Origin of the sequence: Chitinophaga sp., assembly GCF_019236475.1 — a bacterium.
Lineage (GTDB): Bacteria > Bacteroidota > Bacteroidia > Chitinophagales > Chitinophagaceae > Chitinophaga.
In genome coordinates this window covers 1178840-1204865 of sequence record NZ_JAFAIX010000012.1, presented here as the reverse complement: position 1 = coordinate 1204865, position 26026 = coordinate 1178840, and the positions used below count along the sequence as shown (strand labels likewise).

Annotated in this window: 21 protein-coding genes; 15 read left to right on the top strand and 6 right to left on the bottom strand. The window is 44.7% G+C overall.

What is annotated here, in order from left to right; all coding sequences use genetic code 11:
- Positions 1 to 147 precede the first annotated feature (147 nt).
- Genes JO154_RS21165 through JO154_RS21135 form a run of 7 tightly spaced genes read left to right on the top strand, consistent with a single transcriptional unit; the run spans position 148 to position 9466 of the window.
- On the top strand, positions 148 to 1353 hold the full coding sequence (locus JO154_RS21165) for an acyltransferase family protein (RefSeq protein ID WP_291949238.1): 1206 nt from the start codon (positions 148 to 150) through the stop codon (positions 1351 to 1353).
- Positions 1354 to 1376: 23 nt separating this feature from the next.
- Positions 1377 to 2390, top strand: coding sequence for a sensor histidine kinase (locus JO154_RS21160; RefSeq protein ID WP_291949237.1), 1014 nt, complete (start codon positions 1377 to 1379; stop codon positions 2388 to 2390).
- Positions 2387 to 3088 carry a LytTR family DNA-binding domain-containing protein gene (locus JO154_RS21155; RefSeq protein ID WP_291949235.1) on the top strand — a complete coding sequence of 234 codons (702 nt, stop codon included), beginning with the start codon at positions 2387 to 2389 and terminating at the stop codon, positions 3086 to 3088. Before JO154_RS21160 ends, JO154_RS21155 begins: the two co-directional genes overlap by 4 nt.
- A 9-nt stretch (positions 3089 to 3097) precedes the next feature.
- Entirely contained in the window at positions 3098 to 4006 is a 909-nt protein-coding gene (locus tag JO154_RS21150; protein WP_291949233.1) for a bestrophin family protein, read from the top strand.
- 30 nt (positions 4007 to 4036) lie between these two features.
- Positions 4037 to 5503: a DUF3375 domain-containing protein gene (locus JO154_RS21145; RefSeq protein WP_291949231.1), complete on the top strand. Its 1467-nt coding sequence runs from the start codon at positions 4037 to 4039 to the stop codon at positions 5501 to 5503.
- A gap of 5 nt (positions 5504 to 5508) precedes the next feature.
- Positions 5509 to 6099 (top strand): DUF4194 domain-containing protein, encoded by a 591-nt coding sequence (locus JO154_RS21140; protein ID WP_291949229.1) that lies wholly within the window; start codon positions 5509 to 5511, stop codon positions 6097 to 6099.
- Positions 6080 to 9466, top strand: coding sequence for an ATP-binding protein (locus tag JO154_RS21135; RefSeq protein ID WP_291949227.1), 3387 nt, complete (start codon positions 6080 to 6082; stop codon positions 9464 to 9466). The genes JO154_RS21140 and JO154_RS21135 overlap by 20 nt, the downstream gene beginning before the upstream one ends.
- A 26-nt stretch (positions 9467 to 9492) precedes the next feature.
- Here JO154_RS21135 and JO154_RS21130 read toward each other — a convergent pair whose 3' ends face one another.
- A complete protein-coding gene (locus tag JO154_RS21130) occupies positions 9493 to 9864 on the bottom strand; it encodes a helix-turn-helix domain-containing protein (protein WP_291949226.1) in 372 nt (123 codons plus the stop codon).
- A gap of 116 nt (positions 9865 to 9980) precedes the next feature.
- Here JO154_RS21130 and JO154_RS21125 point away from each other — a divergent pair, with 116 nt between their 5' ends.
- The 5 genes from JO154_RS21125 to JO154_RS21105 all read left to right on the top strand — a co-directional run bounded on the left by JO154_RS21125 (position 9981) and on the right by JO154_RS21105 (position 15772).
- Positions 9981 to 10988: an NAD(P)-dependent alcohol dehydrogenase gene (locus JO154_RS21125; protein WP_291949224.1), complete on the top strand. Its 1008-nt coding sequence runs from the start codon at positions 9981 to 9983 to the stop codon at positions 10986 to 10988.
- 421 nt (positions 10989 to 11409) lie between these two features.
- Positions 11410 to 12795 carry a cytochrome ubiquinol oxidase subunit I gene (locus JO154_RS21120; protein WP_291949222.1) on the top strand — a complete coding sequence of 462 codons (1386 nt, stop codon included), beginning with the start codon at positions 11410 to 11412 and terminating at the stop codon, positions 12793 to 12795.
- An 11-nt stretch (positions 12796 to 12806) separates the two neighbouring features.
- Positions 12807 to 13841, top strand: coding sequence for a cytochrome d ubiquinol oxidase subunit II (cydB, locus tag JO154_RS21115; protein WP_291949220.1), 1035 nt, complete (start codon positions 12807 to 12809; stop codon positions 13839 to 13841).
- 281 nt (positions 13842 to 14122) lie between these two features.
- Complete coding sequence (locus JO154_RS21110) at positions 14123 to 15088, top strand: YafY family protein (protein ID WP_291949218.1); 966 nt, start codon at positions 14123 to 14125, stop codon at positions 15086 to 15088.
- An 81-nt stretch (positions 15089 to 15169) separates the two neighbouring features.
- Positions 15170 to 15772, top strand: coding sequence for a GyrI-like domain-containing protein (locus JO154_RS21105; RefSeq protein WP_291949217.1), 603 nt, complete (start codon positions 15170 to 15172; stop codon positions 15770 to 15772).
- 48 nt (positions 15773 to 15820) lie between these two features.
- Here the strand turns inward: JO154_RS21105 and rnc are convergent, their stop codons facing one another.
- The 3 genes from rnc to JO154_RS21090 form a co-directional block, all read right to left on the bottom strand.
- Positions 15821 to 16501 (bottom strand): ribonuclease III, encoded by a 681-nt coding sequence (rnc, locus tag JO154_RS21100; protein ID WP_291949215.1) that lies wholly within the window; start codon positions 16499 to 16501, stop codon positions 15821 to 15823.
- Positions 16502 to 16564: 63 nt separating this feature from the next.
- Positions 16565 to 17818: a beta-ketoacyl-ACP synthase II gene (gene fabF, locus JO154_RS21095; protein WP_291949213.1), complete on the bottom strand. Its 1254-nt coding sequence runs from the start codon at positions 17816 to 17818 to the stop codon at positions 16565 to 16567.
- Between the two features lie 23 nt (positions 17819 to 17841).
- Positions 17842 to 18078 carry an acyl carrier protein gene (locus JO154_RS21090; RefSeq protein WP_012788038.1) on the bottom strand — a complete coding sequence of 79 codons (237 nt, stop codon included), beginning with the start codon at positions 18076 to 18078 and terminating at the stop codon, positions 17842 to 17844.
- Positions 18079 to 18471: 393 nt separating this feature from the next.
- Here JO154_RS21090 and JO154_RS21085 point away from each other — a divergent pair, with 393 nt between their 5' ends.
- Genes JO154_RS21085 through JO154_RS21075 form a run of 3 tightly spaced genes read left to right on the top strand, consistent with a single transcriptional unit; the run spans position 18472 to position 24035 of the window.
- Positions 18472 to 19551, top strand: coding sequence for an efflux RND transporter periplasmic adaptor subunit (locus tag JO154_RS21085; RefSeq protein ID WP_291949211.1), 1080 nt, complete (start codon positions 18472 to 18474; stop codon positions 19549 to 19551).
- Between the two features lie 15 nt (positions 19552 to 19566).
- Complete coding sequence (locus JO154_RS21080; protein ID WP_291949209.1) at positions 19567 to 22683, top strand: efflux RND transporter permease subunit; 3117 nt, start codon at positions 19567 to 19569, stop codon at positions 22681 to 22683.
- A 17-nt stretch (positions 22684 to 22700) separates the two neighbouring features.
- Positions 22701 to 24035, top strand: coding sequence for a TolC family protein (locus JO154_RS21075; RefSeq protein ID WP_291949207.1), 1335 nt, complete (start codon positions 22701 to 22703; stop codon positions 24033 to 24035).
- A gap of 179 nt (positions 24036 to 24214) precedes the next feature.
- On the opposite strand, the gene JO154_RS21070 is transcribed toward JO154_RS21075, so the two are convergent.
- Positions 24215 to 25111, bottom strand: a complete 897-nt coding sequence (locus tag JO154_RS21070; protein WP_291949205.1) for a glycerophosphodiester phosphodiesterase family protein — start codon at positions 25109 to 25111, stop codon at positions 24215 to 24217.
- A 162-nt stretch (positions 25112 to 25273) separates the two neighbouring features.
- Positions 25274 to 25714 carry a hypothetical protein gene (locus JO154_RS21065; protein WP_291949204.1) on the bottom strand — a complete coding sequence of 147 codons (441 nt, stop codon included), beginning with the start codon at positions 25712 to 25714 and terminating at the stop codon, positions 25274 to 25276.
- Positions 25715 to 26026: the final 312 nt, after the last annotated feature.

Here is a 26026-nt window from a genome sequence, read left to right as displayed (position 1 = left end):
CTATTAGGATAATTATTTTGTAATAGCTTGATTTTCCTATAGATCCAGCGCAAAAATAATTTTTGCATTTGGTCAACGGAGAAATGCAAGTGGTCAAACAGAAGGGCCGGTAGCAGGAGTGGCAGTGTAAGTTTGTATAAAAAAAACATGCAACCTCAAACATCCCGACAAGCATACCTCGATTGGCTCCGCATCCTCGCCATCCTCGGCGTTTTGCTCTTCCACGCTGCCAGACCATTTGCCGAGAATGATCCCTGGCATATCAATAATGCTACCTACAGCTCCGTGCTCTCAGAGTTCAGTTACTGGCTTAGCAGGTTCCGGATGCACTTATTATTCTTTGTTTCCGGAACGGTTACCTGGTTTATGTTACAGAAGAGAGACGCGGGTCAGTTTACCCTGCTGCGGCTCCGCCGGCTCTTCATTCCTTTACTCTTTGGTATGCTGATCATCGTACCGCCACAAGTATATATGGAGCGACTCACCCAAGGCTTTAAAGGGAATTACTGGCAATTCTATCCTTCCATCTTTGAGCTGAAGGCATACCCCAAAGGCAATACCAGTTGGCATCACCTCTGGTTTATCTGCTACCTGATTATATATGATATTGTCCTCGCACCCGCATTTGCCTGGGCCACGGGACCTAAAGGACTGGGATTTAGGAATAGATTGGCAGGATTGGCCCGGGGGACACGTGTCTACCTACTGATTATTCCCTCTACTATCTGGTTTACGGCTACTGTTCTGCATTACCGGGAAACCAATGATCTTGTCCACGACGGGTGCTTCTTCTTTTACTGGCTTACCTTTGTTCTGGCAGGATTCATCTGCATGCTGCAACCTGCCCTCATGGAGAGTCTTGAAAGAAACCGCCGACTTTCCCTCACCATGGCCTTCCTTTTACTAGTGCTCATTAATTACTTCCGCTGGAATAAGACAGAACCAAACTGGGCACATGGCAACCTGGTTTCTTATCTCTATCTCGCCTGTCATTCGCTACATTCCTGGTTTTGGGTGTTTGCATTGGTGGGCTATGGCAAAAAATACCTGAATAAAAAGCTGCCAGTACAGGATTACCTGAACCAAGCCGTATACCCGTTCTATATCCTCCATCAGACAGTGATTGTGATAGTGGCCTATTACGTGGTGAAAACTTCGGATACCATTGGATTGAAATATACTTTTATTGTGATCACTTCCTTAGGGGCTTCCATGTTGATTTATCACCTGTTTATAAGACCGTTTCCGGTGATGCGCTGGCTCTTCGGGATGAAACCAATAGAAAAAGTCAAGCCACTAAAAGATAATACCATCGCGGCTCCGCCCGTTTTAGCCACTGAAGCCAATTACTGATTTTTTTACTTAACTTGAAGCTAATGATACGTTCCTGGACAAAATATCTCGTTCGCGCTGCTGGTGGTATGGTAGTGTATATCTGTCTTCGCCTGGTGAATGATGTGCTTAGCGGGATGAAATTCTGGCTACGCCCATGGACCACTAATGCGATAGAGATTGTGGTGACCATCGTGGCAAGTAACTTCTATATCTATTTTTTAAAGCGAGAAGCTGAAAGACAACAGCGTCTACAGATCCAGGAACCTGTTTGGAAAGAATACGGCAGGGCAACATTGTTGATAACCCTTATATCTTATGTAACGGTTATCCCCATGGCCGCCCTGACGGATGACGGCCTACAATGGTATGATGTAGTGAATATCACACTGATTCCCCTTCTCTTTGGCCTGTTATACTATGCCATACTGCGAGCCACGGCATCTCTCCGGAAGAACTACGAACAAAAGTTATTACTGGAGAAAATCACCAACGATAAGCTACAAACGGAAATGCAATTCCTGAAAGCGCAGTTTCACCCGCATTTCCTCTTCAATGCGCTGAACCTGATCTATTTCCAAATGGATGAAAGCGTGCAAGACGCCAAGCAAACCGTGGAAAAATTATCAGAGCTACTCCGCTACCAACTATACGATCATCAGCACCAAGTGCCAGTAGGCAATGAATTGCAATACTTACAATCGTTTATAGACCTACAACAGCAACGAATGAATGATCACCTGCAATTACAGGTGTCCTTCGATCCGGGCCTCCAACAACAGCCCGTATATCCGTTACTGTTACTCCCACTTGTGGAAAACGCATTTAAATACACCGGTGGCAGCTACTGGATTAACATAGCTGCCACTTTACAAGACCAAGCGCTCCTGTTTCATGTGAGCAATGCCGTTCCAACGGTACAGCGGGTTTCCAGGAGCGGAGGCATCGGACTGGAAAACCTCCGGCGCCGCCTAGCATTGCTCTACCCAAATAAACATGAACTGGAAACCATTCATAACGGGGACCATTACACGGCCACTTTAAAATTGATATTATGAAAATCCGTTGCGTAATCACGGACGATGAACCGGTAGCCAGAAAAGGAATTGTCAGCTATGTGGAAAAAGTGGATTTCCTAGACCTGGTGGGCGTTTGTGAAGATGCCGTTTCCCTCAGCAATCTCCTACGCCAACAACCAGTAGACCTCCTGTTCCTCGATATAGAAATGCCCTATATCAGCGGACTGGAACTATTACAAAGTTTGCCACAGCCACCCCAGATAATTTTTATCACCGCCTACGAACAATACGCCATCAAAGGATATGAGCTACAGGTGCTGGATTATCTCCTGAAACCTGTTTCTTTTGATCGCTTTTTAAGGGCCGCCAACAGGGCTTTTGAACATTTTCGTAAAACAATCCCGCAGGATTCAGCGTATATATTTGTGAAAGCCAATGAAAAATTGGTGAAAATTTTCTGTGAGGACATCGTGTACCTGGAAGCTATGGAGAATTACGTGAATATATATACGGAAAACACCAGGCACATTATCCACGCTACCCTGAAATCCGTGATAGACAATATTAACAGCAACGATTTCGTACAGACCCATAAATCCTTTGTTGTTAACAGTAAAAAAATCACCGGTATTGATGGCAATGTGGTGGAGCTGGGAAAAGCCACTGTGCCGTTTTCCAGGGGCATGAAAGATACAGCGATGGAAAAAATCCTCCAGAACAGGTTGTTAAAAAAATAAAAGCCGCTTATGCTGATAAAATCCAGGTTCTCCCTGATGCAGATCTTTTCCTACACCTGGAAGGTGGATCTGATGCTGCTCGCCTTATGTACCGCCACTTACTTCCTGGATCGCTATTGGCTGCAAACACATATTAATATTCCTGTTACGATATCCGCGGTTTTAGGTACGGCCATCGCATTTTTTATCGGGTTCCTGAACAACCAGGCCTACGACCGCTGGTGGGAGGCCAGAACCATCTGGGGGGCGCTGGTCAACGATTCCCGCTCCTGGGCCCGCAGCCTCCTCTCTTATTATGCCTCTGATAATACAGAACAAAGGCAAACCACTGCCCGAAATATGATTTACCGCCACCTGGCTTTCCTCTACACCCTGAAATCAGCCCTCCGCAACCGCCCCGATAATTATTTTGAAAGATACCTCTCCCCAGAAGAAAAGGAGATAATTAGTCGACAAACCAATAAACCAAACGCTATTCTAAATATTCAGGCCCAGGAGCTCCAAAGGCTGAAACAAACCGGCACCATAGACGGTTTCCAGTTCCTTGAAATCAATAATCTCCTGGTAAAACACACGGATAATATGGGGAAATCTGAACGGATCAAGACTACCGTCTTTCCTACCAGTTACGTGTATTTTACGAACCTGTTTATCTGGTTTTATGTACTGATGAATACCCTAATGATGACTGAGTCCATAGGGCCCTGGTCTATTATCTTTGGCTGGGCCTTCGGTTTTGTTTTCCACACTACCCACCTGAATGGCGTTAGCCTCATGAACCCTTTCTCTTATAGCCCGCTGGCAACGCCGCTAGACAGTATCACCCGAACCATAGAAATCAATCTGTTGGAAGGATTGGGGGAAAAAGAGATTCCTGCTCCCGTAGAACCGCGTGCAAACGGACTTTACATCATGTAAAGGAATACCTTTTTTCCTTATTTTTACCGAATGACGTATGAACAATTATGTTTACTGTTCGCCCAGTCAGTAACGCTCAAAATACTACGGGCTCGCAGTGCTCCAATGATGTTGTCATTTTTTCACACGGTATTCAAAGAGAAAAACCAGACTATCATTACCAATGCGGAATTAGTTACCCGACTATCTGATTACCTCAGTCATACCGGCTATCTGGCCGCTGACGACGAAATCGATGCGAGTAGTCTCCTGGAAGATAATGATATCAAAGCCAGGAAATATATCGATCAATGGAGTAACCAGGGCTTCCTGCGTAAATACCCCGACGACGAAGGTGTGGATATCCATGAACTGAGTAGCGATACAGAAAAGGTCCTGCACTGGGTTTCCACGCTCCAAAAACGCGAATTTGTTGGCACCGAGAGCCGTTTTAAAGATATTTTCTCCAAGCTCCGCGAACTGGTGGACCAAAGCAATAAAGACCCAGAACAACGTATCCAAGAGCTGGAAAGAAAGAAATTCGAAATAGAACAGGAAATCCAAGCCATCACCATCACTGGAAAAGTTCAGGTTTTCGATGATACCCAAATCAAAGAAAGAGTTTACGATGTAAACCGTATGGCCCGCGAACTCCTCGGCGATTTCAAGGAAGTAGAAGGCAACTTTGAACAAATCACCCAGGAAATATATCGCAAGCAAAGTGAACGCGATGTAGCCAAAGGTACCCTCCTGGCTTATACCCTCGATTCCTTCGAAGCCTTACGCCAAAAAGACCAAGGTAAAAGCTTCTACTCCTTCTGGCAATTCCTCATGGATGAAACCAAGCAAATGGAAATGCGGGATCTTATAGACAAACTCTATATCTTAATGGAGGATAGAGACATCGAATATAAGAACGACCGCTTCCTCCGGAAATTAAAGCAGTTCCTCCATGCCTCTGGTAAAAAAGTAATCGATGCCAATAAAAAGCTCAGTGATAAACTGAGTCGCGTCCTGAATGAAAAGAATATGACGGACAGACGAAAAACCATCGAGTTGATCAATGATATTCGTTTGCTCGCATTTCAAGCGCTGGGCAATCATCCAGACGAAGAATGCTTTATAGAACTCGAATGTGAACCAGAAATCGACTTGCCAGACAGATGGGAAATGGCCGAGGAGAAAGCCATTGCTCCCGCCTTCCAGCTCCCAGAAGGAGTGGGCGGAGACGATTATTCTATAGAAGATTTCCAAGCATTATTCAATCATTTCCATATAGATCGTGCACAGTTGGAAGAACGTATTCAAATACAACTGCAACACAAAAAACAGGTCAGCCTGAAAGAACTGGTGGAAACCTACGGCACCGAGAAAGGGCTCACAGAACTGATTACCTATTTCGCCATCGCTAGTCAGTCGTCTTCCCATATCATTCTCGAAACACCTGATCCTGTCATGTTGGGCAACCGTATCATCAATCTTCCGATGGTATTGTTTACCAACAACTCTAAAAACTAACCTTTATGTCTGAACGAAATATAGCACCCTTTGCACATGTGTTCCTGAAATTAATGCAGGGGCCTGTTTATGAAGAAGAACGCAGTTATTGGAAAGATATCCTGAGCTGGCAGACAGAACTGCATAAATACTTGCAACAAACAGGTCTGCAACTGGTCATTAATGAAGCAGACGGCTTTGCACGCATCGTGCAACCGGAGAATGACGAGAACAGCGATCGCCCGTTACCGCGACTAATGCGTAAAGCCAGACTCACATACGAGGCCACGCTGCTCTGCATCGTACTGCGGGAAGCACTGGAAGAATTTGATCTCAAAGGAACAGGTACGAAATTGTACCTCACCCAAAAAGAGATGAAAGAACGCCTGACACTCTTCTTCAAGGAACGACATAACAAATCCAAACTGCTGAAAGATCTCAACAAGCCTATCAACAGCCTGCTCAGCGTAGGTATCCTGCGCCTGACCCGTGAAGATGTTGCGAACAAAGAGCTACAGCAATATGAAGTAAAACGCGTCATCAAGGCTTTGGTAAACAATGAGAAACTGGAAGAAATCAAAACAAAATTAAACTTGCATGTCAACCCTGTTCAATAGTGATTCAAAAGAAAGTGGCTTCCGACTACAGTATTTCGAAGTATACAACTGGGGGACCTTTCACAATAAAATATATCGCGTCAACACCAATGGCAATACCTCTCTGCTGACAGGCGCCAATGGTAGTGGTAAAACCACGCTCATCGATGCTTTGCTCACGTTGCTGGTACCTTCCGGCAAACGTTTCTATAACCAGTCTTCCGGAACGGAACAACGCCGCGACCGCGGGGAAGAATCCTATTTCTGGGGATACTATGGTAAAACGTTTTCGGAGGAGTCGCTTTCCTCGAAAACAGAGCAGTTGCGCCATAAGGAGCAAAATCCTTATTCCGTACTGCTGGCCTATTTCTACAATGCCGCTACGATGCACACCATTACCCTGGCCCAAGTGCGTTGGTATGCGGGAGAAATGAAGCGTCAGTTCATCGTGTCTCCCCATAAACTCAATATCAACGACCATTTCGGCAATGGTAAATTTGATGCGAAAGGCGACTGGAAGAAGAAACTGAAAATGGAATATCCTAAAACAGAAGTCACCGACAGCTTCAAGGAATACGCTTCCATGTTCAGTAATATCTTCGGTTTGCGCAGTGAAAAAGCGTTAGCATTGTTTAACCAAACCGTGGGTATTAAGGTGTTGGGAGACTTGAACACCTTTATCCGTCAGCACATGCTCGAAGAAACGGACAGTGAGGCCGAGTTCCTGAAACTCCGCGAAAACTACGACAGTCTGCTTTCCAGTCACCGCGCCATCCAAAAAGATGAGATGCAACTCCAAATGCTGGAGCCGATCATCTTACAGCGTACAGAATGGGAAACCCTCCAGGATAAAGGCCGGGAGCTGCTTTCGTTACAAGATACGCTGCCCGGATATTTCAATCGTCAGGAAAGAGAACTGGTACAACAGGAGATCACACAGTTGAAACAGGAGTTGGAAGTGACCGCCAGTACACTGTCTGGCATCACCGCCAAACAAGAAAAACTGACGCTGAAAAAAGATGAACTCATCGCGCAGAAAGCCAATAACAGCGTGGATGAGCAACTACGCTCTATCGATAAAACCATCCATTACGAGCAGAAATCGCTCGATACGAAACGTAGTAAAATGGATGATTATAACAGGTTATCAGAGAGACTCGGACTCACGACGTCACCAGATGAACAACAATTCCATGATAACATCAGGGGCGCCGAAAAACAGCTAAAAACCATCGACAAACAGTTGGATGGCATCCAGGAAGAAATTTTCTTGCATAAAAGCAATCTGACAGCGGAAAAGAATCATGCAGTCACATTGAATGAAGAGATTTCCTCGCTGTTGAACAGGAAAAATAATATTCCCCATGAACTAATACGGATCCGTCAGCAATTATCGGATATGTTGGATGTTCCGGAAGACGAATTACCCTTTGCCGGCGAGCTTCTTCGGATAAAAGACGAGGAATCCCACTGGGAATATGCCATCGAGAAAGTATTGCACAACTTCGCATTACGCTTGTTGGTTCCTGAAGGATATGTGGCTCGTATCAACAGATATATCAACGAAAATAACCTGCAAACACGACTGGTATATCACAAAATAGAAGACGAGTCTTACACCATGCTGCGCATGCCGAAAGAAGAAGACAGTCTTTTACAGAAGATAGAAATCAAGCCAGGCACACATTTCAAGGAGTGGCTGCAAAACCAACTCCTGGATCAGTTTGACTACATCTGCACGGACGATTTGAATCTCTTCAATCGCGCTCGCAAAGCCGTTACCTCTAAGGGACTAACGCGCGTGGCTACACGACATGAAAAAGATGACCGCCCAGGCCGCTCTCAGCAAAACAATTATGTGCTCGGCTGGAATAATAAAAACAAACTACGCCTGTTAAAAGAAGACCTGGATGAGTGTGAAGCCGCTATCACAGAGCTGCAATCAGGTTTGACGGAACTGGAAACCACGCGGAAAGAACTCGGCGCTATGCAAACGGTGCTCAGTACTTTCTTAACCCTTCGCACCTACGATGATATCAACTGGCAGCCACATGCGGCTGTGATTGAAACGCATCACAGAGAGAAGGATTCGCTGTTACAAGCCAGTGATAAATATAAAGTCATCTGTGAACAGTTGGATAGCACTACAGCCGCCCTTCGCGAGCTAGAAGACGATAAATCCGATGCCCTCCAACAAAAAGGTCATCTAAACAAAAAACTGGACGAAAAGCAACAGTATTTCGCACAATTGAAAGTGAGTAATACAGATGAGATTGCCCTCCAGAAAGCAATTGACTTCCTCGCCGAATTAGCCATCACAGCGCCTGCTACTTCTGCCGCACAATTATACAATTATCGTAAACGTGCAGAAGATAGCCTGAATACCTCTTTGAAAGAAGCACAGCGCAACAGCTCCGAGAAACAAACGGACATCACGCGACTACTAGCAGCTTTCGTGAATCCGCCTAAATCCGTGCACGATACATTCCCTGACTGGATGGGCGATACCACAGATCTGAAACCGAATGTAGAGTACCTGGATGAGTTTACCGCCCTCTTCGAGCAAATCAAGTATCAGCGCCTGATAGAGCATAAAGAGCGTTTCCGCAAATACATGGACACCAGTATGCTCAACGCCATCACCAACTACCGTGCATGGATATACGGGCAAGAAGATGCTATCCGTGAAGTAATGGAAGACCTGAACGAACCGCTGCGCAATATTACCTTCAACAAGAACCCGGATACCTATCTACAACTGGAATGCCGTCATGTGCGCGATGTAGAAATCCGGAACTTCAAAGAGAAACTGAGTCTGGCTGTGCCGGATACCCTGCAATATCAGACAGAAAGAGATGCTGCTTATGGCGAACAGTTGTTCCAGAATATCAAAGCACTGATTACAGAGTTGCAGCAAAATGAAGCATGGCGTAAAAAAGTAACGGACGTGCGCAACTGGCTCGACTTTGGTGCGAAAGAATTCTATATCTCAGATAATAAGGCCTTCAAATATTATGAGGATACGGCAAGTCTTTCCGGTGGGGAGAAAGCGCAGTTTACTTATACCATTCTTGGAGCGGCTATTGCCTATCAGTTTGGTATAAACGAATCCAATAGACAGCACCGCAGTCTCCGTTTCATCACGGTGGATGAGGCTTTCAGCAAACTGGATCCGGAGAAGAGTCACTACTTAATGGAATATTGTGGTCAGTTGAATCTGCAATTATTGGTAGTAACGCCGTTGGATAAACTGAATATTGCAGAACCGTATATACATGCTTGTCATTTCGTTGCGAATAAGAACAAGCGTGACTCTGTGGTGTATAACTTCACGATGGAAGAATATAGGGAACGTAAGAAAGAGTTCGAATCGATGGCTACTGCCTAAAAGCTATAAAAATGAGCCGATAGCGATTAGGCTATTGGCTCATTTCCTGTTTCGCAGAATACCCCTTCCTGCTCCATTTTCGTTCTTCCCCAGTCGGCCAACAGCACAATAAACGGCACCAGTTCCATACCAGTTTCTGTTAGGGAGTATTCCACTCTTGGCGGCACTTCCAGGTAAACATGTCGGTTTACGAGGCCGTCTTCTTCCAGTTCCCGGAGTACTTGCGTCAGCATTTTAGGTGTGATGCCGGTAAGTCTTCTACCTAATTCTCCGTAGCGTAAAGTGCCTTTGGAAAGGTGATATATCAACCTTCCTTTGTGCTTCCCACCGATGCGTTGGAAAGCATAATCTACAGCACAAACCGTGTCTCTATGAATAATTTTTTCTTTTGTCTTCATTTTTATTTCATTGATATTCAATAATACTACCAAATCAGAAAGTACCTTTCCAAATGGTGCATACTTGACTTATTAGCTAGTACTATCCAACTTTGCCTTCATAAAAATACAATTTTATGAAAGCAATTCAGATAAATAAGTTCGGTATAGATCAATTGACATTAGTAGACGTTGCAAAACCTGTTCCTGGCGCGCATGAAGTGCTGATCAAAATGGAAGCAGCATCCCTCAACTTTTTGGAAACAGCGTTGGTAAAAGGGCTATATGGCGCTATCGCTTTCCCTTTTACCCCTTCTTCAGAAGGAGCTGGTGTCGTGGAAGCAGTGGGCGAAGCAGTAACCGCTTGGAAGCCCGGCGATAGAGTAACCACTCATTATAACCAGTTATGGCAAAGCGGAAAAGCAGCGCCGCATACGCAAACGCGCAGTACCGGGAATAACACCCCAGGCGTATTGGCGGAATATTATGTCATGCCGGATTACGCGCTGGTGCGTACACCTGCGAATCTGACCAGTGTGGAATCCGCCACCTTGCCTGTAGCCGCAGTCACTGCGTGGACAGGACTCATGGAATATGCCAATATTCAGCCAGGGCAAACAGTACTGACGCAAGGTAGCGGCGGTGTATCCCTATTTGCTTTGCAGATTGCCCGTGCCGCTGGAGCAAGGGTAATTGCCACCACTGGTGATGCAGGGAAAGTAGAAAGGCTGAAAGCCCTTGGAGCCAGTGAGGTAATCAACTACAAAGAGCATCCTGAATGGTATAAAGAAGTAAAACGCCTTACTAACGGCGAGGGGGTACACGCTACATTGGATATTGCAGGAACCAGTACGATTGATAATAGTATAAAATCTGTTGCCCATCATGGCTTTGTAGGACTGGTAGGCTTCATGACGGGCATGTCGCTACCGATGGACTTCATGAGTTTATGGCAGAGTTTAGCGAGGATACAAGCGTATTCTGTGGGTAGCAAGGCTAGTTTACAGCAGGTGGCAAATACTTTTGAATACAATGGTATTAAACCGGTGATTGATAGTGTGTATGACTTATCCACGGTACAGGAAGCGTTTTATCATTTGGAGAGTGGTAAACAATTTGGGAAGATAGTAGTGGAAATAAAATAACTTGGTAAAGAGTCCTGACTTTCGTCAGGACTCTCTCTACAGGTTATCACCAAAACAACCCATAATAACTACCAATGTGTATTCAGAGGAAAATAAAAAGCCAAATTAATTGAGCCTGATAGACATCAGGCTCCTACATTATTACCATTTATAAGATTGAAGTTTCATTGACTCTCGCCAATGATGTAATTTTGTGTAATTCAAAGGTACTATAGTGCTAGTCCCATTTCCTTTATCCGTTGTTAACGCAATGATACTATTTTAACACCACCTTTAGAACTCGCTACAGCAGGCAATTACAGGAGAAATATTTTTTGAACTTTTTTATTTTGGGGAGAAAAAGATTAAATTTAGAAAACATGATAAACGTCAGGTTCGTGGATGATTGATGTCAATAACTTTGTACTATATCCGTTGAATTATGCCGTCAGTTGAGATACTTTCCCGCATACAATTTGCCTTTACGATAGCATTTCACTACATCTATCCACCTCTTAGTATTGGCCTGGGAGTATGCCTAGTAATTATGGAAGGTTTGTACCTGAAAACAGGACTACCTGTCTACCGCGATATCACTCGTTTCTGGATTAAAATCTTTGCCCTCATATTTGGTCTTGGCGTGGCCACGGGCATTGTGATGGAGTTTGAGTTTGGTACTAACTGGGCCACTTACTCTCATTACGTGGGGGATATTTTTGGGAGCGCCCTCGCTGCGGAAGGGATCTTCGCTTTTGCGCTGGAATCGGGCTTTCTAGGCGTATTACTATTTGGATGGAATAGGGTGAGTAAAGGGGTGCATTTCTTTTCCACCATTATGGTGGCCCTCGGGTCTATTTTCTCCGCACTATGGATCGTGATCGCCAACTCCTGGCAGCAAACCCCTGCCGGATACAGGATTGAAGGCCATGATCTGGGAGCACGCGCTGTCATCACCGATTTCTGGGTAATGGTCAACAACCCTTCCTCTGCAGATAGATTTTCACATGTTATTATTGGTGCTTTCCTCGCAGGATCATTTCTAGTGATGAGCGTAGGCGCTTGGTATATATTAAAAGGGAAATACATCAAGCATGCGCAGGCCATGTTTAAAGTGGGCTTGCGGGTGGCCGCTGTAGCGGCTTTGCTGCAATTGTTCACCGGCCATCGCTCTGCGGAATATGTGAGCAAATACCAACCTGCCAAACTCGCCGCTATGGAGGGGCACTATGATAGTCTAGCTGTGGCCGATATGTACATCATGGGATGGGTTAATAATAAAGAAGAAAAAACAACCGGTATAAAAATTCCTGGCGGACTTTCCTTCCTCACCCATGGCAGTTTCAGCGCCCCGGTACAAGGCCTTAGATCGATCCCACAAGAAGACAGACCCACCGCAGTGAATTTCGTCTTCCAAACATATCATTTCATGGTCGCCATCGGTATCACGCTGATTCTACTCACCTTGACAGCCGCGGTATTATTATGGAAGAAGCAGTTATTCAATCATCGCTGGTTGATGTGGATTTTCGTACTGGCGGTACTGTTACCCCAGATTGCCAATCAATTGGGATGGTATGCCGCAGAAGTAGGTAGGCAACCATGGGTGGTATACGGCCTGCTCCGCACCTCTGACGCCCTTTCCAAAAAAGTTACTTCTGATCAGGTAATGTTCTCTTTGATACTATTCACATTGGTATATATCCTGTTATTTGTGTTGTTCATTTTCCTGCTCAACCGGAAGATCAGCCATGGTCCGAATATTACAGATGAGGATGAAGACGATAGTGAACATTTCTCCAAAAGAAATATTGAAAACATTCCTGCTTAAAATACTAGCGTATGGAAACAATTCTTGGATTAGATCTTCCTACATGGTGGTTCCTGGTCATTGGGGGCCTGATTACCGGTTATGGCGTATTGGATGGCTTCGATCTGGGCGCAGGCGCCCTTCATTTGTTTTTTAACAAAGAAGAAAGCAGACGACTGGTATTAAACGCCATTGGACCTGTTTGGGATGGAAATGAAGTATGGCTGGTAATTGCCGGTGGCGCTCTCTTTGCAGGGTTTCCATTAGTCTATGGCGTATTGTTCTCTACCTTTTATATTCCGTTTATGCTCTTCCTGGTGGCCCTCATTTTTAGAGCCATCTCCATCGAATTCAGAAGCAAAGAACCTTGGAAATGGTGGCGTAAAATGTGGGATATCAGCTATTGTGTGTCTAGTATTTTAATCACGTTCTTGCTAGGGTTGGTATTGGGCAATCTTATTCACGGGATGCCTTTCAATAAAGAACATGAATTCACCGGCAATCTGCTAACTTTTTTTAATCCGTATGCTGTCCTTATCGCATTTACGACGCTGGCCCTATTCATGCTCCATGGCGCTATTTACCTGGTGATGAAAACAGAAAACAGGCTCTATGCGAAATTGACCATCATGGTGAATAACTGTAGTAAGTTTTTCATTCTCTGTTTCATCCTAACGTCGATGGCTACACTGATATATGTACCCCATATGACGGCGTCCTTCAAGCATCACCCGGAGCTATTCATATTACCATTGATAGCCGTACTGATACTCCTGAATATTAAGCGCAATATTGATAGCAGGAAATATTACACGGCATTTGTGTATTCCTCCATCATTATCGCCTGCCTGTTGATATTATTCGCCATTGGATTATATCCGAATATCATTATCAGTAGTACAGACCCTGCCAATAGTATCAGTATCTACGCGGCAGCGTCCTCTGCCAAATCCTTAAAAGTAATGCTGATTATTGCGGCGATAGGTACTCCATTGGTATTGTCCTACACCATCTTTGTATTTTGGACTTTCCGGGGTAAAGTGAAATTAAACGAAATGAGTTATTAGGGAGAAATGGAGGTTAGTAATCCTAAAAAAAGGTAAAAGTGCTATAAAAAACAGGCCCCCGCAATGATTTGCAGGGGCTTACCATTTAACCTATATTCTGTACTGTAGCATCGAATTAATGACTTTCAGAATTCTACATTTCTCTTTCTCAATTTCTTGCGTTCTCTGAAAGTGTTGTTATATAAGTAAGACCCCGTATTTTCAACAAAGTTTAATTCAGGGTAAAAAAAATTTAAAAATATTTTTTTGACATCCGACCTTAGCGGTAATTTTCTAGTCCCATGAACCGAATTGACAGACTCACAGCCATTCTTATCCAACTTCAGGGCAAAAAGATCGTAAAGGCCTCCGAGATTTCCGAGCGTTTCAATATCAGCTTGAGAACGGTTTATCGCGATGTGAAAGCCCTCCAAGAAGCAGGCGTTCCCATTGGAGCCGAAGCTGGAACGGGCTATTATATAGTAGATGGCTATCACCTTCCCCCGGTGATGTTCTCCAAGGAAGAGGCTGCCGCCCTACTGACCGCAGAAAAACTCATGGAAAAGTACAGCGATCACTCCAATGAGAAGCAATTCGGCTTCGCAATGGAGAAAATCCGCTCCGTACTCAGGGGTAGCGATAAAGATTACCTGGAAAGCCTGGATGATAATATTGCGGTGCTTTCCTATCAGCCCCATCATCTCCAAAATGAAGAATTCCCCAATAAATTCTTGTCTGACATTCAACAATCAATTGGTAATCAACAAGTAATGAGCATGGAATATTTCTCTTTTAAGGATGAAGTGGCTACCAGGAGAGAGATAGAGCCAGTTGGTATATTCCATATGAGCCACAATTGGCATTTGATTGCCTGGTGCCGCCTCCGGCAGGGTTACCGGAATTTCAGGGTGGATCGTATCCGCAAGGTGCATGTTTTATCCGAGCGTTACGAGAAAGCCAAACACGTATCCCTGAAAGATTACCTGACGCAACAGTTCAAACATGAAGAGGGACTGTTGGAGGAATGCAAGATCTTAATGGAAACCAGGGTAGTTAAATATATAAACGCCCAGAAATATTACTATGGCCTCGTTTCTGAAAAGAATATGGGCGATAAAACAGAAATGCTATTCCTACAGCCTCCAAAAGGATATTTTACCCGCTGGCTCCTCACTTTCGGGAACTCCATTGAAATCCTGGGGCCAGAAAGTTTAAAGGAATCGATGATGCAACATGCCATCGAATTAAGGGACCATTATTTAAAATAATCCTCCTGACATAGGGCTGTCATTTCCCCCTCGTTGCTTTGTAGTGTTAAATAACCCTTTTCAACACTTAAACTAACGGAAATGGATAAACTGGATTTAACCAAAGCCTACAAAAGTTATTATACGGCCGGATTAGCGGTGGAACTGGTCAATATTGAAGATGCCCAGTTTCTGAGCATTACCGGGCAAGGCGACCCTGACGGCCCTGCGTTCTCAGAAGACGTAGAAGCCTTGTATACAATAGGTTATGGGATAAAATTCTTGAACAAGCAGATAGGACAGGACTTTGTAGTCAGTAAACTGGAAGGATACTGGTGGGTAGAAGATACCACGGTAGACCCTTTAACGGTTCCTCGGAGTCAATGGCATTACGAACTGGTCATTCGTATACCCGATACCGTTACCCATCAGCAGTTTGCGCAAGCGGTAACCACAGCGGAGAAGAAAAAGAACAACCACCGACTTAGAGCAGTGGATATCAAGCACATGGAAGGGGGCAGGGCCATTCAAATATTGCATGTGGGGCCTTTCAGTGAGGAACCGGCCAGCTTGAAAAAGATGGAAACGTATATACAATCCCATCATCTACAGTTTAAAGGACGGCATCATGAGATTTATCTATCAGATTTCAGGAAAACGGCTCCAGAAAAGCTGAAAACGATATTGCGTCATGCGGTAGCATAGCAGCATGAAGAGAAGATGTCGGGCAGACGCGGGTCAGCGGGCCGTCTATTAGTCTTTGGAATCATCGCCGAGGCCAAGGATCTGGATAGCCTGAGAGGCTGCGATCTGGCTGGCATCTTTTTTATTAAATGCTTTTCCGCTGCAGATGAGTTGTCCATCTACTACGGCGCCAACGGTGAATATACGTCGGCCGTTATCCATTTGTTCCTCGAGGAGTTCGAATTCCAGGGATTTGCCATTTTTGTTGGCCCATCCATAGAGTTTGTTTTTATGGTTCATCTCCACTGTTTCCAGTTGTTCGAGATCGATATACGGCATGATAATGCGGCGATGAACGAATTGTTGTGTTTTATTATAGCCTTTATCCAGGTATACGGCGCCAACAAGCGCTTCGAGGGTATTCCCGAAGATCTGGGAAATTTTCAAGAAGCTATTGTATTTATCGTATATCGTGAGTTTGCGCAGCCCCATTTTGATAGCGATATCATTCAGTTGCTGGCGGTTCACGATTTTAGAGCGCATCTCGGTGAGGTATCCCTCCGTTTTATATGGATACTTTTTAAATAGGTAGTCACCTACGATTGCTCCCAGAATGGCATCGCCGAGGTATTCCAGCCGTTCATTGCTTTCGAGAAACTTCTCTTTGCTGGAACGGTGGCTCAGTGCGACCTCGTACAGCGCAAAATTACCGGGCGGGAAGCCCAGTAAGTTATGCAGCTCTTTGTACAAGTGCCGTTTTCTGGATATCAGTCGATATAAAAATCCTGGCAGTAAATTCACACAATCAAAAGATCAAGGAACAAATTTTTTGAATATAACAGAGGCGTTATGACCACCAAACCCGAAGGTATTGGATAATCCGGCTCTTACTTCTCTATGTTGTGCGGTGTTAAAGGTAAAGTTTAATCTAGGATCCAATGCGGGATCGTCGGTAAAGTGGTTGATAGTAGGAGGTACTATGCCATCGATGATGGACATAATAACTGCGATGGATTCCACAGCACCGGCGGCGCCGAGGAGGTGTCCGGTCATGGATTTGGTGGATGAGATATTCATCTTATATGCATTTTCACCAAATACGTGCTGAACAGCTTTGATTTCGGCGATATCACCCAGTGGGGTAGAAGTACCGTGTACATTGATATAGTCAATGTCGCTGGCAGTAAGGCCGGCATCTAACAGTGCCTGACTCATTACATTGCGTGCACCTAAACCTTCCGGATGTGGAGCAGTAATGTGATATGCGTCTGCGGTAGCAGCGCCACCAGCCAGTTCCGCATATATTTTAGCTCCTCTTTCCAACGCGTGATCCAGGGATTCCAGTACCAGTGCACCGGCGCCTTCGCCCATTACGAAACCATCTCTATCGAGGTCGAAGGGACGGGAGGCAGTTTTAGGATCATCATTTCTTTCGGATAAAGCCTTCATGGCATTGAAGCCACCTACGCAAGGCTCATTGATGACGTTTTCTGAGCCACCGGTAATCACCATATCCGCCTTACCATAGCGGATATTGTACATTGCTTCAATGATCGCATTGGTAGCAGATGCACAGGCAGAAGCCACAGAAAAATTAGGCCCTCTGAAACCGTGACGGATAGAAATAGAGCCAGCAGCGATGTCAGTGATTAGCCTGGTAATAAGGAAAGGACTGAAACGGGGAGTCCCGTCGCCAGTATAGAATTCTTTCAGCTCGTTACTGTAATTGATCATACCGCCCACGCCGGTGCCCCAAATAACGCCAACACGGTCGGCATTAATTTTAGTAGCATCTATCTTGGCGTCAAGTATAGCCTGATCTGCGGATATAACCGCTGTTTGGGTGAAGGGGTCCATTTTACGGGCTTCCTTCTTGTCCAGGTAGTTAGTAGGATCGAAATTTTTCAGTTCGCAAGCAAAACGGGTTTTGAACTTGGAAGCGTCAAATTGCTTGATATAATCCGCGCCGGATACACCGTTCGTCAATCCGTGCCAATAATCGGCTACAGTATTGCCGAGCGGTGTAAGAGCGCCTAAACCTGTAACGACAACTCGTCTTGGTTGCATTAAAACAATTCTGATTAGTAGGATTATTTTACGTGTTCTTCCAGGTAAGCAACTGCCTGGCCAACAGTAGTAATAGTTTCAGCTTGTTCGTCAGGAATGGAGATGTTGAATTCTTTTTCGAATTCCATAATCAGTTCTACCGTATCCAAAGAGTCAGCGCCTAAGTCATTGGTGAAGCTGGCTTCAGGAGTTACCTCGGCTTCGTCAACGCCCAATTTGTCAATGATGATCTTTTTAACTCTTGATGCAATGTCTGACATAATTTTAAGTGTTTTTGGTTTAAAACTTGACTGCAAAAATATAATTTTTATTGAATTGCCAACAGGAAGGCCAAATTTTAACCCTCATCTATATCCGAAAATCCTCGCAAAACCAATACAGTGAATACTTTACGGATTTCCCGATTTTAAGATTTAATAAGATAATCATCCGAAAAACCCATATTTCGGATACCACTCATATAATATCTGTACCATAATTCCCACTCAACCGTAATTTTCGCCACTTATCTAAAGCATTAACGGTAATTAACAGTAATCATATCCTTCCAGCTCATCCATTTTATTAAATTTGTCGGGCTTATGAGGATGCTGTGTTGTTTAACTGTGGCTCTTCCCTTAATGCTATCATCGAATTCTAAACGCTAGTATTTAATGTCCAACGCCAAACGTACGTTCCGCTCAATTGCTATTGTGGGGATTGCCGGCATCGCTGCTTTCTTTATATATAAAAAGGTAGCCGGCACCAAATCTGCTGAAACTGCCGCTCCTGCTAAAGGTGGCCCCGGCAAATCTCAGGTGGTGATTGATGCTTTTATTGTAAAAACATCCCCTATCGACCAATTTATCGACGCTAGCGGAACGCTCCAGAGCAATGAAGAAGTGGAAGTGAAACCGGAAATTAATGGCCGTATTACCCGCCTTTTCTTTAAAGAAGGTACCAATGTGAAAAAAGGAGAGCTCCTCGTAAAAATTTATGATGAGGACCTGAAAGCCCAACTGCAAAAACTGAAATTACAGCAACAACTGGCAAAAACGACCCTTGAGAGGCAAGAAAACCTCCTTAAAATAAATGGTATCAGTCGCCAAGATGTGGACGTTACCCGCAACCAAGTAAGTGCATATGCTGCTGATATGGACTATACGCAAACGCAACTGCAAAAAACAGAACTCCGCGCGCCCTTCAGTGGTCGCCTGGGTCTCCGCAATGTCAGCGAGGGAGCGATCGTATCCAATGCGGTGGTGATTACCACCCTCCAACAGATAGATCCCCTCAAAATTGACTTCACCGTTCCTGAGAAATATAGAAATGTGGTGAAAAATGGGGATAAACTCGGCTTCACGGTGGCTGGCGATCAACATACCTACAACGGTAGCATCTATGCGATCGATCCAAAAATTGACCTGGCTACGCGTACGGTTAAACTCCGTGCCATCGTTCCGAACAATGGCGGTATCCTCTTCCCTGGCTCTTTTGCCAAAATCCGGATCAATCTGAAAGATCTGCCAGATGCGATGATGATTCCTTCTCAAGCTGTTATTCCTGGTACCCGCGATAAAAAAGTAATTGTGGCCGACAGTGGCAGAGCCAAATTTGTAATAGTGGAAACCGGTATCCGCGATGAAAACAGCGTGCAAATTACCAGCGGCCTGAAACCAGGCGATACAGTGATCACTTCCGGTATCCTCCAACTGAAACCGGGCGCACCACTGAAATACAACAAGATCAAGTAACCTGAATAATGAATTATGAGTCTGCCGTCGCTTTCCCTTAAACGGCCCGTACTGGCAATTGTGATGAATATCATTATCGTGATATTCGGTCTTGTGGGCTTTACTTTCTTGGGCGTCAGGGACTTCCCTGCCATCGACCCACCTATCGTAAACGTGCGCACCTCCTATGCGGGCGCCAACTCCGATATTATTGAAACACAGATCACCGAGCCATTGGAAAAACAAATCAATGGTATCGCTGGTATTAAAAATATTTCCTCCAGCAGTAGCCAAGGTAGCAGCAATATTACCGTGGAATTTGAACTGGGTCAGGACCTAGAAGGCGCCACCAACGACGTGCGCGATAAAGTTTCCCAGGCACTGCGCAGTCTTCCGCCAGATATCGATGCGCCCCCGGTAGTTTCCAAGCAGGACGCCAACTCTGACGCGATCATCTCCATGACGGTGCAGAGTAATACGCGCAACCAATTGGAAGTAACAGAATACGGTACCAACGTACTCCTGGAAAAACTCCAGACCATCCCAGGGGTTTCCCAAATCCAAATTTGGGGAGAGAAACGATATGCGATGCGTATCTGGATGGACCCTGCAAAACTTTCTTCGTATAGCCTTACGCCGTCGGATGTGCAAGCAGCCCTCAAACGAGAGAACGTGGAACTGCCTTCCGGTAAAATTGCCGGTAATGCCACCGACTTCACCGTGCGTACTTTCGGCCGATTGGTCAGCGAAGATGATTTTAATAACTTGATTATCCAGAATGTCAATGGTAGCGAGATACGGATTCGCGACGTCGGACAGGCCGTTCTAGGCCCGGAAAATGAGGAAACTGTACTGAAGGAATCCGGTATCCCGATGATTTCCCTCGCACTGATCCCGCAACCAGGCTCCAACTATGTGGCCATTGCAGATGAGTTCTATAAACGATATGCACAACTGCAAAAGGAAATACCTGATGATATCAACATCAATATCGCGATGGATAACACCCGCTTCATTAAGAAATCTATTGAAGAAGTGGAGGAAACCCTCATCATCGCGTTAACACTGGTGATCATCATTGTATACCTCTTCTTCCGCGATTGGCTCATGGCCTTCCGTCCACTGATAGATATCCCGGTATCTCTTATCGGGGCATTCTTTATCATGTATGCTTGCGGATTCACCATTAATATCCTGACCCTCCTGGCGATCGTACTCGCTACCGGTCTGGTGGTGGATGATGGAATCGTGGTAACGGAAAATATCTATAAAAAGATCGAAGCCGGTATGCCACGTATGCGTGCAGCCCGCGAAGGTTCTGAAGAAATCTTCTTTGCGGTCATCGCTACGTCCATCACACTGGCGTTCGTATTCCTCCCAATTATCTTCTTGCAAGGCTTCGTAGGACAGTTGTTCCGTGAGTTTGGTATTGTGGTGGCAGGGGCTGTATTGATTTCGGCTTTCGTCTCCCTAACCCTGACGCCTGTACTCAACGTTAAACTTGGTCGTAAAACACATACCCATTCCTGGTTCTACCTGAAAACCGAACCTTTCTTCCGCTGGATGGAAGATGGTTATAAAAACTCCCTGGAATCGTTTATGCGTTTCCGTTGGACAGCCGTACTGATTGTATTGGCCTGCTTGGGGATGATTTATGGTCTGTTTAAGGTATTGCAGTCGGAATTGGCGCCCCTGGAAGACAGAAGCTCCTTCCGTTTGTCGGTGACCGCACCGGAAGGGACGTCGTTTGACTATATGGATAATTATGTAGACAGACTGACACAGTTCATGGCCGACTCCGTACCTGAACGTAAAATCGTGCTGAGTGTGACTTCCCCGGGCTTTAGTGGCGCCGGTGCGGTAAACAGTGCATTTGTGAACGTCATGCTGTCGGAGCCAAATGAACGGCAAAGATCCCAGAAGGAGATTGTGAATATGGTCAATAGGAATATGGCCAAATTCCCTACCGGTAAGGTGTTTGCGATTGAGCAACAGACCATCCAGGTAGGACGTCGTGGCGGTCTGCCGATTGCTTTCGTACTGGAACATATCAACTTTGACTCACTCAGCTCCGTGTTACCTAAATTCATGGACGAAGTGGGGAATAGCCCTGTATTCCAAGGGACTGATGTCGACCTAAAATTCAACAAACCAGAACTACGTATACATATTGATCGTAATAAGGCTACGCAGTTGGGAGTATCTGTACAGGATATTTCCCAGACCCTGCAGTTGGCCCTGAGTAACTTGCGCTATGGTTACTTCATCCGAAACGGAAAACAATACCAGGTAATGGGGCAAGTTTTCCGTAAAGACAGAGATGATCCAAACGATCTTCAGAACCTGTATGTGCGTAACGCTCGCGGAGAAGCCATTCAGCTAGACAACCTGGTAACGATAGAAGAAGAAACGAGTCCTCCTATCATTTATCACTTCAACCGATTCAAATCCGCTACGATTTCCGCAGGTCTGGCCCCTGGCAAAACCATTGGGGACGGTATCAAGGAAATGTATCGCATATACGAAAAGCTGAAGAAAGACCATGTATTGAATGATAACTATAGCACGGCATTATCCGGCTCATCCCGCGACTATGCAGAGAGTGGCTCCAATACTATGTTTGCGCTGAGTCTGGCTCTAATACTGATTTACCTGGTCTTGGCAGCACAGTTCGAAAGCTGGATCGATCCGCTGATTATCATGATTACTGTACCGTTGGCATTTGCCGGTGCATTGTTATCGCTCTGGCTCTTTAACCAGACGTGGAACATCTTCTCACAGATTGGGGTAATTATGTTGATTGGTCTTGTTACCAAGAATGGTATCCTGATCGTGGAATTTGCGAACCAGAAGCGGGACGAGGGTATCGACAAATCTGCTGCGGTAATTACTGCGTCCTCTTTGCGTTTGCGTCCGATCCTGATGACGAGCTTGGCCATGGCGCTGGGTGCACTGCCAATCGCGATGTCCTTGGGAGCTGCGGCCACTAGCCGTATTCCTTTGGGTATTGTGATTGTGGGAGGAATTATCTTCTCCCTGGTACTGACACTCTACGTAATTCCTGCCATGTATACCTATTTGAGTCGCAGGAAAACTGGTCAATCAGAAGAAGAGGAAGAAGCTGAGGCAGAGACGGAAATGGCGCACGCTTAAATTTACTTTAGAGAAATATGAAAAATTATATAGCTAAATTTTGTTTGTCTGTTTTGTGCATCATCGCTGCTGGTTCAGTAGCGATGGCACAGCAGCAGGTGCTTACACTGGAACAGGCGATAGATGTAGCGCTGAAAAATAACTTCGATATACGTCTGGCAAAAAATACGGCAGAGATGTCTGCTAACGATTACGCCTATGCGAATTTCGCATTTGCCCCCCGACTCAATGCCACTGCCGGTACCACTTGGAGTCGTACTGCCACCAAACAGGAATTCGCCAACGGTACTAAAAGAGATACCAGCGGTATCAAAGGGCAGAACGTCAATGCTAGCGTCAATCTCAACTGGACATTATTCGATGGTATGAAGATGTTCGCTACCCGTAATAAACTGGAAGCCATCAAAAACCTTGGGGAACTGGCCATCAAGAGCCAGGTGCAAAATAGCATTGCTACTGTTATTGGCGGCTATTACAACATCGTGCAGGAAAAGCAACAGTTGAAAGCCCTGGCAGAACAAATGTCTATTTCCGAGGAAAGAGTGAAACTCTCCGATGCGAAATTTCAAACCGGACTGGGACCTAAAACAGATTGGCTCCAATCTAAAGTGGACCTGAATGCGCAGAAAGCGTTGTATCTGCGTCAGCAAACAGTAATAGAGCAAAGCAAAGCCTTATTGAATCAACTGATGGCCGTACCAGAGACCTCTACTTTTTATGATGTGGTAGACTCTATTCCACTGAACTCCGCATTATCACTGGGCGAATTGCAGGAGAATATTGCACAGAATAACGCCAGCATTAAAGTGCAAGAACAGAATGTGGCCGTTTCTTCATTAACCGTTAAAGAAAAGAGAGCGGACTATTTCCCAATTGTTTCTTTCAACTCTGCGTACAACTTCAACAGGAATACGTCTAACGCGGCATCGAATAACTTTAGCCCGAAATTCAATAGGAACGGGGTCTTGAACTATGGTTTAACTGCTACAGTACCTATTTTCAATGGCTTTAATGTGAAACGACAAGTACGCAATGCACAGTTGGATTTGGAGTATCAACATATTTCTTTAGACAACATTAAATCGCAGATATCGCTGTCGCTGAGCAATGCATTTAAAGATTATGAATATTACAAACAGGCCTTGGCACTGGAAGAAGAGAACTTAGAGCTGGCGAAAGAAAACATGATGGTAGCGTTGGAAAGATTCAAACAGGGTGTTTCTACTACCATTGAAGTGAAACAAGCGCAGCAGAGTTTGGAGGATTCTTATACCAGGCTGATATTAGCCCGCTATAATACTAAGTTGGCAGAAACGGAACTACGTAGACTGAATGGTTCTATTCTGAACTAAATTTACTTACGAGTAAGCCCCATTAAAGAGGCTGTTTTTTTAGTTTTCCCTGCCCTGCGGGCAGGGAAAACAGACAGGAGTGTTTTTTCGTTGTCCATGCCTGGCAGCGACGAAAGACAGGAGCGTCTTTTCGTTGTCCATACCCAGCAGGGACGATAGGCAGGAGCGTATCGCCAAATTTATTTTTTCTGATAACTACCAGTGATGTTAATTAGTCTATCCGGATAATTGGTGATAATCCCATCTACCCCTAATTCCATCATTCGCTTCATATCTGCTACTTCATCTACCGTCCAGGGTAATACTTCCACTTTCTGTGCGTGTGCTTCTTTAATCAGGTCTGCGGTCACCATCTGAAACGCAGGACTGTAAATAGATGGCGTAAATCCTAATGTTTTAATGTTGTCTGCGAAGCTTTCTTTATTTGCAACGAGCCATGCTGTTTTTTGTTTCGGGAATGTTTTGTGCAATACTTGTAGGGTACGCGGGTCGAAAGACTGGATGGTAACCCTGTTGGCGATTTTTTTCTTGTTGATTACTTCCATTACCAGGGCTGTAAACACATCTGGCGTAGGATTCAAGCGACCATCGCCGTTTAACTCCGACTTGGTTTCGATATTGTAATAAACAGGTTTGAGGTGATTCTTTTTCACATATGCCTCCACGCTATCAATCAGCTCGGAGAGCAGTGGGCGATAAGTTTTGAATTTATCCTGTTGTGGAAAACGATCATAAGGTTTGGTACCCGCATCATATTTACGGATACTATCGTAAGGCATAGAGAAGAGAATCAATGACTTTTGTTCTTCCTTGGAAATATCAGATCCGTCTGGCTTACGCATAAAGGCTGCCGACATATACGCATCATGCGATACCACTACTTTACTATCTGCGGAAATGATGCAGTCCATCTCCAATGTGCGGGCTCCCAGTTTGATGGCATTGATCATGGCAGGAATCGTATTTTCCGGCTTCAGTCCCATACCGCCACGATGCGCTTGTACATCTAGCTTAGTTTGTGCAAATGCCTGGGTAGTCAGTAATCCGGCTCCCAGTACAATAGATAAAATTTTCATGCAGGAATGTTCATGATTGTGATTAAACGAAGATACAGTATTCAATTACGAAGTAAAAGCAACGGCCTCTCTACGATAAAAATCATAATCATTTATTAATGCGGTTGCAGCATTACACCAGTTTATAATTGGTAATAATGCAAGGGGATTTAACCTTTAAGGTTATCCGAATATTTTAGCATACCAAGGACGTCCTTTGGTGACAGGCAATCCTAGGAAACTAGTTATTTGTGGCATATACGCGTCATAATCTTTCTCTCTTAGCCCGTAACAGAGTTCTACTTTCCGATCTCCATAGTGCAATTTGATACTATAGAAAGAGCCTCCTCTACCACTGGATTCGAGGACCTCCAGGGAATCCGTATTTTTATCCAGTAATAAACGTTCCCCATTAAGATCAAAAGTTTGTTCACTATGGCGGATAATTTCAATGTCTTTATCTCGTAAAGTGATGATAAGATGATAGCAGAACGAGAAAATTATTAAAACGAAATAACCTTTAAATACCCAGTTATTACCTTTAAAGAGCTCCACCGATTGCATAAAGAAGATGATAAAACCGACACTCAGTGCAGCCATTAAGAATAGGAAGCCGAGTCTCATTATTCGGTTCTTTGTAATTAAAATTCTGTTATTCTCGATTGTAAATTGGTTGAACTTAAACATAGTGCATTGAATTAAAAGGTATAGGTTTAGAAATGAGTGTATAGGAAGATTTAATCACATAAAAAGCTGCTGATCTAAAAACAGGATAGAAAATATTACCATCGTGAAAACACCTTCTCTCTCTATCTTCGGATGGGGTTCTTCTAAACGTTTACTGATGAATACTATTATGGGAACCGCTATCATGAGAGCACCTATTATAATCGTGTTTATAATAGCACCCTTCCGATTTTTGGTCAGCGATAGTTT